This window comes from Exiguobacterium sp. 9-2 (assembly GCF_036287235.1).
Classification (GTDB): Bacteria; Bacillota; Bacilli; order Exiguobacteriales; family Exiguobacteriaceae; genus Exiguobacterium_A.
On record NZ_CP142850.1, the window covers coordinates 322,452 to 337,671 of the forward strand.

General features: G+C 35.6%; 15 protein-coding genes. 9 read left to right on the top strand and 6 right to left on the bottom strand.

The annotated features are described in order from the left end of the window. Positions 1-11 precede the first annotated feature (11 nt). Complete coding sequence (locus tag VJ374_RS01795) at positions 12-1,148, bottom strand: DNA cytosine methyltransferase (RefSeq protein WP_329469915.1); 1,137 nt, start codon at positions 1,146-1,148, stop codon at positions 12-14. A gap of 721 nt (positions 1,149-1,869) precedes the next feature. On the opposite strand from VJ374_RS01795, the gene VJ374_RS01800 reads away from it, so the two are divergent. From VJ374_RS01800 to VJ374_RS01810, 3 genes are read left to right on the top strand one after another with little or no spacing between them, the layout of a single operon-like run. Then, positions 1,870-3,468, top strand: coding sequence for an AlwI family type II restriction endonuclease (locus tag VJ374_RS01800; protein WP_329469916.1), 1,599 nt, complete (start codon positions 1,870-1,872; stop codon positions 3,466-3,468). Between the two features lie 28 nt (positions 3,469-3,496). After that, positions 3,497-4,183: a hypothetical protein gene (locus VJ374_RS01805; RefSeq protein ID WP_329469917.1), complete on the top strand. Its 687-nt coding sequence runs from the start codon at positions 3,497-3,499 to the stop codon at positions 4,181-4,183. Further along, positions 4,128-5,042: an HNH endonuclease gene (locus tag VJ374_RS01810; RefSeq protein WP_329469919.1), complete on the top strand. Its 915-nt coding sequence runs from the start codon at positions 4,128-4,130 to the stop codon at positions 5,040-5,042. The genes VJ374_RS01805 and VJ374_RS01810 overlap by 56 nt, the downstream gene beginning before the upstream one ends. Before the next feature lie 67 nt (positions 5,043-5,109). On the opposite strand, the gene VJ374_RS01815 is transcribed toward VJ374_RS01810, so the two are convergent. The 3 genes from VJ374_RS01815 to VJ374_RS01825 all read right to left on the bottom strand — a co-directional run bounded on the left by VJ374_RS01815 (position 5,110) and on the right by VJ374_RS01825 (position 6,004). Then, positions 5,110-5,382: a hypothetical protein gene (locus tag VJ374_RS01815; protein ID WP_329469920.1), complete on the bottom strand. Its 273-nt coding sequence runs from the start codon at positions 5,380-5,382 to the stop codon at positions 5,110-5,112. An 86-nt stretch (positions 5,383-5,468) separates the two neighbouring features. After that, positions 5,469-5,594 (bottom strand): hypothetical protein, encoded by a 126-nt coding sequence (locus tag VJ374_RS01820; protein WP_329469922.1) that lies wholly within the window; start codon positions 5,592-5,594, stop codon positions 5,469-5,471. A gap of 230 nt (positions 5,595-5,824) precedes the next feature. Then, on the bottom strand, positions 5,825-6,004 hold the full coding sequence (locus tag VJ374_RS01825) for a hypothetical protein (RefSeq protein WP_329469924.1): 180 nt from the start codon (positions 6,002-6,004) through the stop codon (positions 5,825-5,827). 407 nt (positions 6,005-6,411) lie between these two features. Between VJ374_RS01825 and VJ374_RS01830 the strand changes: the two genes are divergently transcribed. The 6 genes from VJ374_RS01830 (at position 6,412) to VJ374_RS01855 (ending at position 14,014) form a co-directional block, all read left to right on the top strand. Next, positions 6,412-6,624 carry a hypothetical protein gene (locus VJ374_RS01830; RefSeq protein WP_329469926.1) on the top strand — a complete coding sequence of 71 codons (213 nt, stop codon included), beginning with the start codon at positions 6,412-6,414 and terminating at the stop codon, positions 6,622-6,624. 630 nt (positions 6,625-7,254) lie between these two features. Continuing rightward, positions 7,255-7,449, top strand: a complete 195-nt coding sequence (locus tag VJ374_RS01835) for a hypothetical protein (protein WP_329469928.1) — start codon at positions 7,255-7,257, stop codon at positions 7,447-7,449. 140 nt (positions 7,450-7,589) lie between these two features. Then, positions 7,590-8,435: a ComEC/Rec2 family competence protein gene (locus VJ374_RS01840; protein ID WP_329469929.1), complete on the top strand. Its 846-nt coding sequence runs from the start codon at positions 7,590-7,592 to the stop codon at positions 8,433-8,435. Further along, positions 8,432-8,656, top strand: coding sequence for a DUF3006 domain-containing protein (locus tag VJ374_RS01845; RefSeq protein WP_329469931.1), 225 nt, complete (start codon positions 8,432-8,434; stop codon positions 8,654-8,656). The genes VJ374_RS01840 and VJ374_RS01845 overlap by 4 nt, the downstream gene beginning before the upstream one ends. Before the next feature lie 112 nt (positions 8,657-8,768). Further along, positions 8,769-12,401: a YobI family P-loop NTPase gene (locus VJ374_RS01850; RefSeq protein ID WP_329469933.1), complete on the top strand. Its 3,633-nt coding sequence runs from the start codon at positions 8,769-8,771 to the stop codon at positions 12,399-12,401. Between the two features lie 761 nt (positions 12,402-13,162). Next, positions 13,163-14,014 carry a P-loop NTPase family protein gene (locus VJ374_RS01855; protein ID WP_329469935.1) on the top strand — a complete coding sequence of 284 codons (852 nt, stop codon included), beginning with the start codon at positions 13,163-13,165 and terminating at the stop codon, positions 14,012-14,014. A 34-nt stretch (positions 14,015-14,048) separates the two neighbouring features. Here the strand turns inward: VJ374_RS01855 and VJ374_RS01860 are convergent, their stop codons facing one another. Together VJ374_RS01860 and VJ374_RS01865 are read right to left on the bottom strand one after the other, a co-directional pair. Then, complete coding sequence (locus VJ374_RS01860) at positions 14,049-14,684, bottom strand: DUF3885 domain-containing protein (protein WP_329469937.1); 636 nt, start codon at positions 14,682-14,684, stop codon at positions 14,049-14,051. An 88-nt stretch (positions 14,685-14,772) separates the two neighbouring features. Then, positions 14,773-15,195 carry a VOC family protein gene (locus tag VJ374_RS01865; protein WP_329469939.1) on the bottom strand — a complete coding sequence of 141 codons (423 nt, stop codon included), beginning with the start codon at positions 15,193-15,195 and terminating at the stop codon, positions 14,773-14,775. Between the last annotated feature and the right edge of the window lie 25 nt (positions 15,196-15,220).

Consider the following 15,220-nt stretch of genomic DNA (forward strand, 5'->3'; position numbering starts at 1 on the left):
AGTTTAAAGTATTAAACTGTTTGAACCTTAGGTAATTGCTTTGTAGCCTTTAAATTTTGAAGTTGTAATTTAGCAGTAGGATCGATTGATTCATACTCGATTCCAGCAAAAGTTTTTAAGATCGCTTCAAAAACAATTTGAGCACCCGCAGGAGGAACTGCCATTCCAATTTGCTTTCGAACCTTTTCTTTACTACCTACAAAGTAAAAATCATCTGGGAACGTTTGAAGTCTTGCCCGCTCTCGGTTTGTGAGAGCTCGTGGTTCCTCCCAGTGATACATATGTGTACCACCACCACCGCTACCCGTCACTGTATATGCTGGACGATTTGGATCAAGACGTTTGTAAATCGAGCTCAAACGTGCGCCTTTAACATTCAATCGGAGATGCTCTGGGATCCCTATAAACCACGCATTTTCACCTGCAGGAATGTGCGTTAGCATCTCTATCACTTTAGCGTTGTGTCTAGTGAGTTCATTATTTAATGCATCTTCTGGAATCGGTGGATTCAAAATCGCTTCACTAGATGTTTTCATATTATCTAACGTATTGAGTGGAGCAGGTACCTTAAAGACAATACCTTCTTCTGCTAGGTCATTTCGAATTCCAACGATAATGATACGATGACGCGCTTGAGGAACGCCGTAAAGTTCAAATTTATAAAGATGAGGCGTGAGTACATATCCGCATTCTTCTAACTCCGTTAAAATTTGAATAAACGCTTTTCCTTCATTAGCGCTTTGTAAGCCACCAACATTCTCAGCTACAAAAAACTTTGGTTGGTATTCTTTCAAGACCTTTACACCATAAGAATATAGAGGACCAAACGTACCGTTCAGACCTTGCTTCTCACCGACTTGGCTGTAGTCATTACAAGGAAAACCGAATGCAAAACAATCAATCTCGCCAAGAATGGACTTATCACCAATCGGAAGTTGTTCTACTGGTCCGTAATGAACAGACGGATCTTCAATGTCTTCGCATATATTGTATCGATAGGTTTTACACGCTTGTTCGTCATAGTCATTTGACCATTCGTGAACAATGCGAAGTTCCTCTTCTGTTTCTGGGTGAATCACTCTAGCATTTTTAGCCCCTAAAGATAATCCACCAGGACCGTTAAATAATTCGCCTTTTTTAAATATCATATGAAAACTCCTAACTATAAAATCGAAAGTGTGTTCTGGCATACTCCTATGCTAAACATTGTACACGTGTTATTCAAAAAATGCAGCAACTAATACTCAAAAAAAACAAAGAGCTACGAGTAATAAAACATTCAATACTGAATGATTTATTACTCGTAGAGTATTGTAAATTGAATATAGAAATTAAAAGGAGGAAATAAATGGGGGATGACAGTCTTAAGAATTTAAAAGGCTTAATGGAAATGTACGTGAGCTCCATGCTGTTAAATAGAGAATTTATAGATCCTTTACGATCCTACCTTCCCGACAAAACAAATTCGAAAGCGTTTAGCTGAAGAAACAGGTAAGGACATCAATTCAATTTATCGAGATGAACGGACTGGAACGATTTATAACGGAATCATGCTCTTGCGGTATTGGAGAGCGTTTCTAATAATTCATGAGGAAGTAGCACAAGGGAAATCGGAACCGAAACGGATCGAATCCATTCTTCAAACATATGAAAGTCATCTCAAGATGATTTCTGAAATCGAAGGAGAAGTGGATGTTCAAAGCGCAATCGAACGACATCTCCCGTGTATTTTAGATGTCATCCAACATTTTGAACGACATCCACTTCCTCAAAATCGAATAGTGAAAATCAAGTTATTAAAACAACTACAAATGAATGAACAAGTAATAGCGGGCTTGAAGCACCGTAGACGAGAGAGGATGACAAGCATTGACTGAACGAAAAATTTGGTTTATCACACGTCCGGAACGAGATCCGCGTTATCATGCGGAAGCAATGAGCGCTTTGCAAGAAGCAACGAACAACTTCACATTGAAATGGGAAGGAAACCGTGATCTGCATAAGCATTACGAGGCAGTACTTGCTTCACGCAAATTGAAACGAAACAACATTAGTAACGATGGTTCAGGAGGACGCACATGGTGCGCATTACTTAAGACATTTGCATACTGTTACATTGATAAAAATGGTGTTGTTAAACCGACTAAAGTAGGACAAGCCCTTGTAGATGGTATTAAAGAATACGAGAACGTGAAAAAGCAAATTCTTACCTTACAAATTCCGAATGCCTATTTTTTAGAGCGAGGTTTTCGACCTAAATTTGAAAGTAGCTTTCGGATCCGTCCTGCGCGCTTTTTAATCAAACTTGTACAACGAGAAGATCTTCAGTACTCCATTAGTAAAGAAGAGATTACCTACTTTGTCTTAACAGCTCAAGATGATCGTGAAGTAGAAGAAATTGCGAAAAAAATTCTCCTGTATCGTCAGTCGTCACCAGACGAGCAAGAGCAAATGAAACAAGAAATTGCTGTTCAATACGATCATCGTGCGCGCAATGATAAGGCAGCACGTGACTACTACCAGGCACATTCTGATGTCGCACACACCTTTATGATGTTGTGTGAGTATACCGGATTAGTAGAGTATGTACGTGGAGATAGCATTTTAACGACACAGCCCGACCTAGTGGAAGAGGCATTACGTGTACTGAATGAATATGATCGTCGTTATCCGTTTAATACACGTTATCGTATTTCGATCGAACGAATGGCACAAAATAATGGATTAGATGTGGATAGCTACAAATCGAACGATTATGGCGACGTGAAGCCAGCCAACAATCTAGGTAAACGACAAGGGAAGATCGATACGATTTTAGGAAAAATGCCAAACTGGACCATGCAATCCGATGAAGAGTTGATTCAAGTGTTCACAGAGTCTTTTGGTCCTAGGGATGCAACTCAATTGGTCTCTATTCTACGAAAAGAGCAACCTGCGCTACTAAATGTTTCGGAGCAGTTTGTCGAGTCTTACTTGGGGCAAATGACACCCTTAGAATTTGAGAAACTAACAGGAGATATTTTCAAAGAGCTTGGATTTGATGTGGTGTATCAACCGAAGGTGCAAGGAACAAGAACAGAGATTGAATTATTGGTGAAGTACGGAGACCATTTTGGAATCATTGATACAAAGTATTACGAGAGTGGATTCCCTTTATCACAAAACCTAGCGAACTACATGGGATCGGAATACATTCCTAACTACTTAATCTATGGTGATGCTCGGTTATCTTTCTTCGGTTACGTCACGTCAGCCGGCTACTCAGGAGAAAAAAAGCTACAATCCATTACGAAGTTAAGTGAAAAGTTAGTGGGAGAATCGATTGAAGGATTTATGTTAACGCGGGAAGTACTTCTTGGCTTCCTTGATTACTGTATCGAAAATGAAATTCCCAAAGAAGAACGGATTCAACTATTCATTGATCGCATTCAAAATAAAGCATTTAGTGATCTGAAGCTTTATCTGTGAATCGAAATGAAGGGGGCTATCCATTTATATGATAGAAACAGTACTAAGTGAATTTCGAACTCTCTCTAAAGAGTATTCCAAAACACATTTTCGACCTACTCAAAGGACACTTTCATTTAAGGTTTATTGCTGCTCTATGCTTTCGTTCTTCGTTTTATTATTGATTACATCATGGGCACTTTTTCACGCATATAGCTTTAATACAATTGTAAGCTATTTTGTAGTTACCGTTATATTGTTGGGAGTTGCCTTGATATCAGAGAAATTTTCCAATAAACATCTTGCTACGTATCGTCTCAAAAAAAATCATTATATAAAGTTTCGCTTAAAAGAGTACTTAAGAAATGATCATCGTATAGTTCAAGCGGAGCAAATGAAGCACTTGTCTGCTATGATTTCGAAAACAATTCAAATTCAAAAAAAGCACTACAAGTTTAATCCGAGCTATTTTTCGATAGTGTTGGCTATGATTTTTGGATTTTCAAAGTTTTGGGACAATGGAACTCTTTTAGTTGCTCTTGGTCTTTGTATTTTGTGCATGTTCCTTTTTGCTATTACACATTTCTTCCTTACTGCCCGAACTAATTACCTCAATTTTAAAGTAGAAACATGTGAGGAAATGCTAAGCGTTATTGATGAAATTACACTCGAGATGCTAATTGATCATCCAAACGAAAAGTCAGTTGTCGCTAAGAAGAAAAGATTCCGCTTGTAGTAGTATTATCGGTAACGAAAAAATCAGTAAAGTACTGGAGGCGCATGAGATGTCCATTCCTTTTATAAAAAATCAAATTTATCAACGAAAAGCGATTCATGATGAGTTTGGTGGTAGTCGTGAGCGTGGAATCAGTATGTCTGCTAAATCTCCGATGATTTTTATTTTTTCGAGCGAAGCAGGAGCAGATTTTGGTTACAAAAATGGATGGAATAATGAGCGTGATCTTTTTTACTATACGGGCGAAGGACGCAAGGGTGATCAGGAATTTAAGATGGGGAATAAGGCGTTACGCGATCATGTTGCAAATGGAAAGGACATCTATCTTTTTAAAAATGTTTCAAAGGGAATGTTTCGTTTCGAGGAACAATTAACTTTAGTAGACTACACCCTTTCTCCGGTTTCGAATGAATCAGGAGAGGTACGAGATGTAATCATTTTTGCTTTTACCGTTTTTGAGAATGCAGTAAATACGAATAACATCGAGTTAGGAACGCCAGGTACGCTACAAGAATTACGAGAACTGGCATTAATGGATACCTCTAACGGGGATGAAACTATTCAACAGAAGAAAGTGCACGTTCGGAAGCGTTCAGAAGCGATCAAAGCATATGCGCGTAAAAGAGCATCTGGTATGTGCGAACTGTGTGAGATGCCTGAGCCATTTCAAGCAAAATCAGGAAGTGCTTTGGATGTCCATCATTTGCTACGACTATCGGATGGAGGTCCAGATCATCCTGAACATGTTGCTGCGATATGTCCTAATTGTCATGCTCATATTCATCGTGGTGTAGAAGGATATAACTTGAATCAAAAGCTGATTGCTAAGATAAGAGGAAAAGAAGAGACATATATATAAGGCTAAAAAAGTTATTAAAAGAGCAAAAAGATCTATCGCATATACAGACGACAGATCTTTTTGCTCTTTAGTTCACTTCTTCATCTACACCAAATTTATCGGCAAAGCCATCAATAGGGCGAAATTGAAGGACAGTAGGGATATCACGAAAAAGACAATCGAATGTCCAATAATTCGAAACATCATCAAAGTCGACTTCTGTTAATCCAAATTGATCGGATAACTGTTCTACAACGTTCTCCGTCATTTCAAATACGGAAGTTCCAGTTGCCGTAAGACTACCTTCTTCAATAGTTTGTCCATTTTGCTTAATGAGATAGTCCATTTTTTGTGTACTCAATATGATTTTCTCCTTTGAAATATAGGAAATGCACGCTTGATTAAAATTTTCTTCGCATTCGTGAGATTCTTTAAATCAAAACGTAATCAGGCATTACACCCAAGTCGTCCGCCATTGGACCCATCCATTTTCATACCTGCAAAAAAGCTAATCCCAAACGCCCAAAGTGTTTCTAAAGTGATTGATTTAAAATGTTTTAACAATGTTTGCATATGCATCGCCTCCCTAATTGTCTCTTCTTCTAGTTGAATACTCAAATAACGCAAAAAAACAATTAGAATAAACGCAGGTAATAGGATGGCAAAGTATCGAAACTTTGGATAATGCCTCATTACGTTTTGTATATCTATACTTATTATGTCACTTAATTTAATCAGTAACAACTTTTTGTGGTTCTAGTCAAATGATCATCAATCTATACATTACTTATTTATTTACTTATTTATTTATTTATTTCTTCAGATACTTGGATAGATAAGATTTGTTTGAACGGAACGATTTTGACGTCAAGATTTCGTTTAACGAGGTGGACTTTCTCTTGCACATAGTCGAGCTTCTCGACGCAAAAATCGAAAGAAAATTTATTGCGGTTATCGTGAGCATGAGGATAAGATTCGCTCATTCACCTGTACACATCGATCACTTCATTATCTAACTATGCAATCTTAGTCGTTATTTCACGTATATTTCTGCAATTGATATTTCTCTGTGCTTAGTATTACGAAGCTGACATTTTTAATTTCTTGAATAGTCACCTGATCATAATAGATATCAAGATAAAAAATAATCTCTTTATTATGTAGAAATATAGAAATCATTTTAAACAGTTATTATTAGTTATATTATAGTAATTGTTTTATTTACATTGATTTTTAATGTGTAAAAAACATTTATTGGTTATAAGTATCTGTAATATTGAAAATATTTTTCGTTTATTGGTATAATAAACAAGAATGCAGATGGTATTCCTCTGATAGGGGAGGACGATTGGTATGCCTCGCTCGCAATAGCGAAAGGAGGATGATACCAATGAAGTGGTTTTTGTTAATTTTGGTTGTAGAAATGACGTTCACATTAGGTGGATACTTGATTTCAGACTTAGCAGGGTTATGCGTAATTTGCTCTTCCTCGATGTCGTTGTTTAGTTTCATCGTTAACGTTAACAGCAAAAAAAAGACACAAAAAAACACCCCAGACCTTGGCGAGTCTGAAGGTGGCCCTGATGAATCCGATAAAAAATAATTGGCGTTAAAAAATCGGATACTCTGAATCCCTAGAAGTTGCTTATCTAGGGGGGAACAGATTAGACGGCTATACTCGAAAGAGCAAAGCATGTCATGAGGTTCGCCCCTTGTACGAGGCATCGCAATCAATTAGGCTATTTCGTATTGGCGTACGAAATAGTCTTTTTTTGTGACTCCACTAAGTAAGTAAATCCTGTTAGAAAACAAACTGTATTGATTGCTTATTTTCATTATAGATTACTTAAATAGAGTATTCAACAATCAAGTTTGTGTAAGTTTGTGGTTACGCATCTTTGATTATTATAAAATTCTTTACCTTTTTTAACTCGATTTAAAACTTTTTCTTTATTATTACTTTGTAAAATCATTGAGCTCTAATTATTTATCAGGAAATAACATATAAACATAGAGGTGATTTACTTATTGTTTACTTCTTATAATCTAACTTCAAAAAATTAATGAAAAAGATCTTTTCTCTTTTATATATACATAAAAGGTTAATTCTCTTTCTTCCTGAAACGACTCTACTATCTTAAATAATGCCGTATTTATATCATACAGCGTTATTTGTAAAGACTCTCCATTCCGTTTTATATTGTGATTAACAAGACGACTAGGAGTGAAGTATGTGAGGATACTAAAATTGTTTGAAGTCATGGATCATGATAAAGGAAAGCAAGTAACAGGTAAGGTTACATTGATCGATGCTCAGCTTCGTTTCGTGCGAGAAGTAGATGGTTCAATCGAGCACGTGACATGGTTCATCGACGTTGATCGATTGACAGACTTCATGCAGGAACATTTTACTAAGCAGACCCACTGAGGTCTGTTTTTTTCATGCATCAAAGTACGTAATCAATAACCTAGAAAGATAAATAGATGGGTGGGAAAAATGTCCAACTTTATCCTGATATTCGCTGTATACTGAAGATAACTTACGAATCAGGAATGGAGAGATGGATGATGAAACGAAAATGGATGGGTTCTAGCTTAGCGTTCGCAAGTGTCGGATTACTCGTGGGACCACTTCAAGGAGTTGAAGCGGCGACACCGAAAATCAAGGTCCACTATATTGATGTCGGTCAAGGTGATGCGATCTACATCAAGATGCCAAGCGGTGAAGATATCGTCATCGATGGTGGTAACAAGGGGAAGGGCGATGAACTCGTTGCCTATCTGAAGAAACAGAAGGTCGGCGACATCGAGGTGTTAATCTCGACGCATCCGGATGCCGATCACATCGGGGGACTTGATGAAGTCCTCGACTCGTTCAAGGTCAAAAGCGTCTATGCACCTAAGGTCAAGCACACTACGCAAGCCTACAAAGACTTCTTGTTGGCGGTCAAGCGCGAGAAGCTGACGATCAAGACAGCGAAGGCGGGCGTCTCATTCCCGGTTAAAGGCGTGAAGGCGCAGTTCGTCGGACCGGTCAAAGACTATGCGAAGAGTGATCTTAACAACTGGAGCGCGGTCCTACACGTTGCCTATAAGAAGAACACGTTCTTGTTCACAGGAGATGCAGAATTAAAATCGGAACAAGACATGATTGCGAAGAAGAAGACGTTACGTGCGGACGTCCTCAAGGTTGGGCATCATGGGGCGAAGACGTCGACGAGTGCGACGTTCCTCAAGTATGTTAAACCAAAGTATGCCGTCATCAGTGTCGGCAAGAACGCGTATGGACACCCGACGAAGGAAGTCGTGACGAACCTAAAGCGGGCAAAGGCGACGATGTTACGTACAGACAAGAGTGGCACGATCGTCTTCGAAGGGAACGGATCGTCCTACACGATCAAGAAATCAAAATGACGAAACGAAAAGGAATCATCGACCGGATTGAGGGGAAGTGGGTCGTTGTCGAGTTCGACGATGGGATGCGCGACATCCTGATTTCCCACTTCCCGATGATGGTGGAGTCCGGCGATGTCATCTGGATGGATGCGTACGGTCATATCGAGAAGGATGACCAAGAACGGAAGCGACTCTCGAACGAAATTGATGAGTTGATGGAAAAGCTATGGGAGGATTAAGATAAACGATTAAAACATTTTGTGAAGGTTGTGCGATATGAAAATTTTTAATAGTTTTTTAAAACAAATAACTATTGTAATCATAAACAAACTAATTAACAGTTTGTATTTTGTGAAACAAAAAATTTTAAAAGGTAATAATAAAATTGAATTTCTTTTTGAAGACTTGACTCCTAGTACTGATATCGATGAAGACGAAAAATATTCAAATGCGATATCTTGGGGATTAGAAAATGATAATGTTAAAAATATAGCATTAACTGGACCTTATGGATCAGGTAAAAGTAGTTTAATAAGCACATTTGAGAGCAGAAACAATAAACTTTATAAGTTTTTGAACATATCAATTGCGACATTTCAGGAAAATAAAGATATAGAAAACGAAAATGACTTAGAAAAAAGTATACTTCAACAAATGATTTATCAAGTAAAAGATCAAACAATTCCGTTTTCCCGTTTTTCAAGAATTAAGTATATAAAAAATAAGGATATTATTTTCTTCATTTTGTTATTAATAGGATTTCTTTATGCAGGAATTGAATTATTTTATCCAATATATTTTAAAGAAACATTATTTAAAACACCATTTGTTCAAAATATTTCTAGCGGTGATAATTTCAAAATTATATTGTCAATTTTCTTATTCTTAGTAGTACTTTTTGCTCCAATTCTAATTTTTAAAAAAATGTATAAGTTTTTTCATGGTACTTTTAAATTTAGTAAATTGACTATTGCGAGCACTACAATAGAAAAAGGTAATAATAATGATCCACAGTCTATATTTGATAAATATTTAGACGAAATTTTTTACTTTTTTGAAGCAACTAAATATGATGTTGTAGTGTTTGAGGATTTAGATAGATTTAACAACTTAGAAATTTTTGAGAGGCTTCGAGAACTAAACTCTCTTTTAAATAACTCTAAGCAAATTGATCGTAAAATTGTATTTATCTATGCCTTGAAAGATGAAATCTTTGGTGTCAACCAGCTTAATCAAACTAATGACTCAATCGATTGGAGTAAAAATAGAACAAAATTTTTCGACTTTATAATTCCTGTTATTCCAATTATTAATTCTTCAAATTCAATTGAAAAGCTAATAATGAAAATTGATAGATTAGATTACAATCAAAAAATTGATAAGAGATTTTTAGGCGATGTAACTATATTTATAGATGATATGAGAATTTTAAAAAATATATTCAATGAATTTATAATTTATAAAGAAAAATTAGGAGTGATTGATTTAGATTTAAACAATCTTATGGCAATTATTATTTATAAAAATATTTATCCTTTTGATTTTTCTGAATTACAATATGGAAAAGGCTTAGTGCATGACGTTTTAAAAAATAAAAAGAACGTTATAGATCATAATACGAATATATTTGAAAAGAAAATAAAAATGTTAAAAGAGGAACTAGAACGAGTTAGAAAAGAAAATTTAAACTCAATAGAGGAACTTCAAACTGTTTATTTAGAGGCGTTAGGAATGTATAATCCCGTAATATACAATCGTAACAGTTCACGTATTACAATAGATTCTATCGAATTTAAAAATGACTTTTCCATTGATAAAAATTCATTTTTCAATACTTTAGAAAACGCTAAAAAGGTGGGTTATTATTTAGATAAAAATAATAGGCATAAAAATGAAAGTTTTGAAGGGAAAAATGAAATAGAAACTGTTTTTGGTGAAAAACCAAATTACTTTGATCGAAAAAAAAGTATAGAAATTATCGAAAAAAACAATAGTAATAAACTGAAATTAGAAATTGATGAACTGCATCAACTGAAGTTAGATATTACTTCAAAATCACTGAAAGAATTGATTGAAATTAGTGATCATTCATTAGTATTTCCTGAAGAAATAAGAGACAAAAAATTGCTAGTTTACTTGTTGCGTAATGGTTATATTGACGAAATGTATAATCACTATATTACCTATTTTTATCCCGGAAGTTTAACTGAAGAAGATCTCAAATTTGTATTTAGCATAAAAAATCACGAATCTTTAGATATGGATTACAAATTAGCAAATGTAAAAAAAGTTATTGAGCGATTACATGGAAATGAATTCAAACAAAAAGAAATCTTAAACTTTCAATTAGTTGATTATTTAATTGAAAACTTAAATACAGAAAATTATAAAATCTACTTTTTAAACATTATAGAGCTACTTAGTAATAAGGTTGATGATCCTCTAGTATTTATAGACGCATACAGACAAAACGGTAAAAACAAAGGAATATTCTTTAAAATAATATGTAGCAAGTGGAATGGTTTTTGGAGTTTTATTAAAAATAATTCAAGTATTTCTAACGAAGAAAAAAACCATTATACTTCAAATATTTTTGAATTTGCAGACATAGAAGATATAAATGATATGAATAGTGACGGACAACTAACAGATTTTGTATCGGATCATCAAAATTTTATAGAGATTTCACCAGCTGACATAAATAAATCTTTAAAAATTTTATTGAGTTTAAACATTAAATTTTATTCATTAGAAGCTATTAAAAATAATGAAGTTTTAATGGATTTTGTAGTTAAGAATAACTTATATAAAATTAATTTAGCCAACTTAAAGTTAATTTTAAAAATTACTAATTGTTCATTTTCTTATTCTAATATAAAGAAAAAAGCGTCGGAAAATATTTTAAATTATTTGGATGAAAATATAGTTTTGCTTTTGAACGAAACTGTGTTAAAAACGTCAACAGCAGAAGAAGATGAAAATACTCTTTTAGAACTTTTAAATCATGAAGAAGTTCCAATGGATTTAAAAAAAGCTCTTATCCCTATTCAAAATTTACTAATAACGGATATAACAACTGTGGATTCAGACAACTGGCATTTACTCTTAGGATTAAAAAAAATTGAGCCTTCATGGTTAAATGTGATAAATTACTTTAACTATAAAAACGATTTAGATGAGTTGTTAATAGACTATCTTGAACAGAACTATGTAGCAAAAAAATTATCCGGGACATATATTGAAGATTTTAGTGATTTTAATGAAGTCGTCTTAGACGAATTTCTCAATAAAATAATACATTCTAAAGAATTAAATGATAGAGTCATTGGTATATTATCACCAAGCTTTAATTCACCTTCTAAAATTAAATTAAAAGATTTAAATACAAAGAGGATCAGAACTTTAATTAATCATAAATTATTAAATTTGGATATGAATAATTATCTATTTATAAAAGATAGCTTTCCTAAATTATTACCTTTATTTTTCAAAAAAAATATAAAGAAATTTTTCAATGAAATAAACAATTATGATTTAAATCTCGATGATATAAATTTAGTCGTACAATCAAATGAATTTTCTAAAAAAGACAAAGTTAAATTTATTAATAGTTTTTCGTTTGAAACTTTTTTTGAAATAGACTCTTCAATGGCTTTTAAAATTTCAGAACTTATTCAACGTTCTGGAGTAAATATTTCTATAGACTTACTAAATTTATTGTTGACAAAAGATATCAATAATGAACATAAAGTTATTCTTATTACAAAGTATATAAAAATAAGTAATTATAATGAGATTACTTCTATGATTGAAAAATTAGACCCTCCATCCTCGAAAATAGCTGTAAGTGGAAAGAGACCCTTGATTGAAAATAACAAAGTAAATAGAAATTTTGTAAAGGAATTAGAAAAAATAAATTACATTTCTTCTAGTAAAGAATTTAGAGAAAACATTAGAATTATGACAAAAAAATCTAAGAAATAAAAAATGGATGAGCGTCCTCTTTCAAAATAGATGATTAAAGTAAAAAAACTACTTTTATTTTTTGACTTGATGAAATCTTCGACTCGTTTAAGGTCAAGAGCGTCCATGTATTAAAGATAAAGCACACGACGCAAGCCTACAAAAGACTTTTTGTTAGGGAACAACGCGAGAAGCGTCCGATCAAAAACGTGGAGGCGGAGTTTTTTTTGACTGGTCAAAGACTATACGAAGAGTGATTTGAATAATTGGAATACGGTCTTACAAGTCGTCTATAAGAAGAATAGGTTACTCTTCACGTGGGACGCGGAACTGAAGTCGAAACAGCACATGATTGTGAAGAAGAAGACGCTTCGTGCGAAAAGATAAGCGTGGCGCGAGTGTCTTCGAAGGGAACAGGTTGTCCTACATGTTCAAGAAGTTGAAATCACAAAACGAAAAGGAATCATCGACCGGGTTGAGGGGGAGCGGGTCATCGTTGAGTTCGATGATGGGATGCACCACATTCTGATTTTCCGCTTCCCGATGGTGGTAGAGTCAGGTGATATCATCTGGATTGATTAAATTGTACGAATCAAAAAAGATGATCGAGAACGGTAACAATTATCAAACAAAGTCAACGAGTTAATGGAAGTTTTATGGGAAGACTAAATCAACTATACTGTCTGAGAAAAATTTATAGTTCTAAAAATAATTTCTTTTCAAATAAGATACTTTCAAAGCAATAACAAACCACCAGTATTTAGCTGAAAGGAATAGGAAATATGAAGAATTTAATTTTCTTAGAAGGACTCCCAGGCTCGGGCAAAACAACAACAGCCGAAGCATTAACTCGTCTATTGCAAGAGCAACAAACCGACACGCGTCTTCATATCGAAGGAGATCTCAACCATCCCGCAGATTATGAAAGTGTTGCTTACTTAACGATGGATGAATGGATAAACTTTCAAAAGAAGTATGACTTACTTGATGTTCTACGATTTGCTGAAGTGTTCAATGATTTCGTGCTGGTATCGTATCGTCAGTGGCAATCAAAACAGAATGTTCCTGAAGCGGCACTTGCATTTCTCCAAGCACGAGATATCTATGAACTACCATTTGAGTTACATCAATCATTGATCTTTAAGAAGTGGGAAGCGTTCGTCGCTCAAGTTTTAACGACGGATACAACATATGTTTTTGAGTGTTGCTTCTTGCAAAACCCATTGACGATTGGGCTCATCAAATACGATTTACCGGAAGAGACGCTACGAGCGTATATTAATCGCTTAGTGACAATCATCGCACCGTTACAACCCGTTCTCGTCTATGTTGATCAACCGGATGTAGAACGAAGCTTCCGCAAAGCGTTACAAGAGCGTCCTACAGAATGGGCTGACGGATTCGTATCCTATTACACCGAGCAAGCATATGGTGTAAATCGCTCGTTATCAGGAGTAGAAGGGACGATTGCAATTTTACAGGCACGACAAATGTTGGAGCGTCAATTGTTAAAAACGCTTCCTTTTAGAGTAGAGGTATTCGGAAATGAAGATTTTTCAATAGATGTGAGACAAAAATGGTTAAAGCAGTTGATTCAGTCAACTGTGCGTTCGACTTCTTTAAGCGAGAGCTAATTAAAAGGCGATTCTAAGTCAAAGAATCGCCTTTTTATAGTGAGAATGTCTGATCAATAGTGTTTTTATCATGGTTCAATATCCAATGCTTATAATCATTGTAGAGATCACGGATAGCGTCAGGTGTTTCGCCAATCAGGTCACAGCCTTGGTCATCATAGATGTGAAACAGACTCTTTCGTCTCGGATTAAAGAAAAAGGTACGATGGATAAAAGAAGGGCGAGCCATGACATCATGACTGCAAATATCACGGATCAAAGCTGGATAATGAATCTCTTGCCGCGTACAGGTCAAAGATAATGTGTATGTAGCATAGGGATGCTCTTCATCATGTTGTGGTGTACGATCGCACCGCAGGCGATAGCGGAAGGAAGGGGACTTCAAGTACTTCACAAATCCACTATGCACGACCGGTTTCCAACCGCTTGTTCTTTTGTAGGGACTGACCTGCACGATCCATGTGATAAGATCAGATGGAGCATGAATGGCTTCGAATAAGGTTAGGGCTTTTCGATAGGCGGACTCTAGATAATTCGGATCATCTAGACCAACGTTTTTAAGCAATGTTGAATCGCCTAGCTCAAAGCGGATTCCGTTCGCATTGTGATAAAATAAGTTCGGATATAAGACGAGCTGGGGAAAGATCGTATACAGCTCTTGTTGATTCAATAGGAACCCCTCCCTTCAATTTATAATGCGCTACACTTGTTTCTTGAATGAATAATGATCCGGCTTCTAAAAGCCGGATCATTATTCATTAGCCCATACTCGTTTCATGATTAACCTGCCATTGTACGCCAAACGCATCTTCGACAATACCATAGGCTTCACTCCAAAACGTCTTTTGAATCGGCATGATGATCTTGCCGCCTTCAGCGAGCCGTGCGAACGTTTCGTGCAAAAGCTTCACATCAGCTAAGTGGAGGGCTAACGTGATGTTTTGTCCGAACGTCACAGGGTTTTGTGGCATCGCGTCTGAGAACATGAGACGTGTGCCATGAACGATGAGTTGTGCGTGTAAAATCAGTGTCTGGTGCTCCGGTGGATACGGTTGACCATCCGGTCCAGGACCTGGTCCGAACTCCATGATTTCCGGCATTTCTTCCTGGAACACCTCTGTGTAGAACGTCAACGCTTCACGGGTATTTCCATTAAAGACAAGATACGGATTAATCGGCATGGGAAAGCTCCTTTCAAAAGGGAGA

Bases quoted from the DNA above. Each gene is read 5' to 3' on its own strand.
- VJ374_RS01855 (WP_329469935.1), top strand. From the start codon at position 13,163: ATGAAGAATTTAATTTTCTTAGAAGGACTCCCAGGCTCGGGCAAAACA.
- VJ374_RS01840 (WP_329469929.1), top strand. From the start codon at position 7,590: ATGAAACGAAAATGGATGGGTTCTAGCTTAGCGTTCGCAAGTGTCGGA.
- VJ374_RS01845 (WP_329469931.1), top strand. From the start codon at position 8,432: ATGACGAAACGAAAAGGAATCATCGACCGGATTGAGGGGAAGTGGGTC.
- VJ374_RS01825 (WP_329469924.1), bottom strand. From the start codon at position 6,004: ATGAGCGAATCTTATCCTCATGCTCACGATAACCGCAATAAATTTTCT.
- VJ374_RS01795 (WP_329469915.1), bottom strand. From the start codon at position 1,148: ATGATATTTAAAAAAGGCGAATTATTTAACGGTCCTGGTGGATTATCT.
- VJ374_RS01830 (WP_329469926.1), top strand. From the start codon at position 6,412: ATGAAGTGGTTTTTGTTAATTTTGGTTGTAGAAATGACGTTCACATTA.
- VJ374_RS01820 (WP_329469922.1), bottom strand. From the start codon at position 5,594: ATGCAAACATTGTTAAAACATTTTAAATCAATCACTTTAGAAACACTT.
- VJ374_RS01805 (WP_329469917.1), top strand. From the start codon at position 3,497: ATGATAGAAACAGTACTAAGTGAATTTCGAACTCTCTCTAAAGAGTAT.
- VJ374_RS01865 (WP_329469939.1), bottom strand. From the start codon at position 15,195: ATGCCGATTAATCCGTATCTTGTCTTTAATGGAAATACCCGTGAAGCG.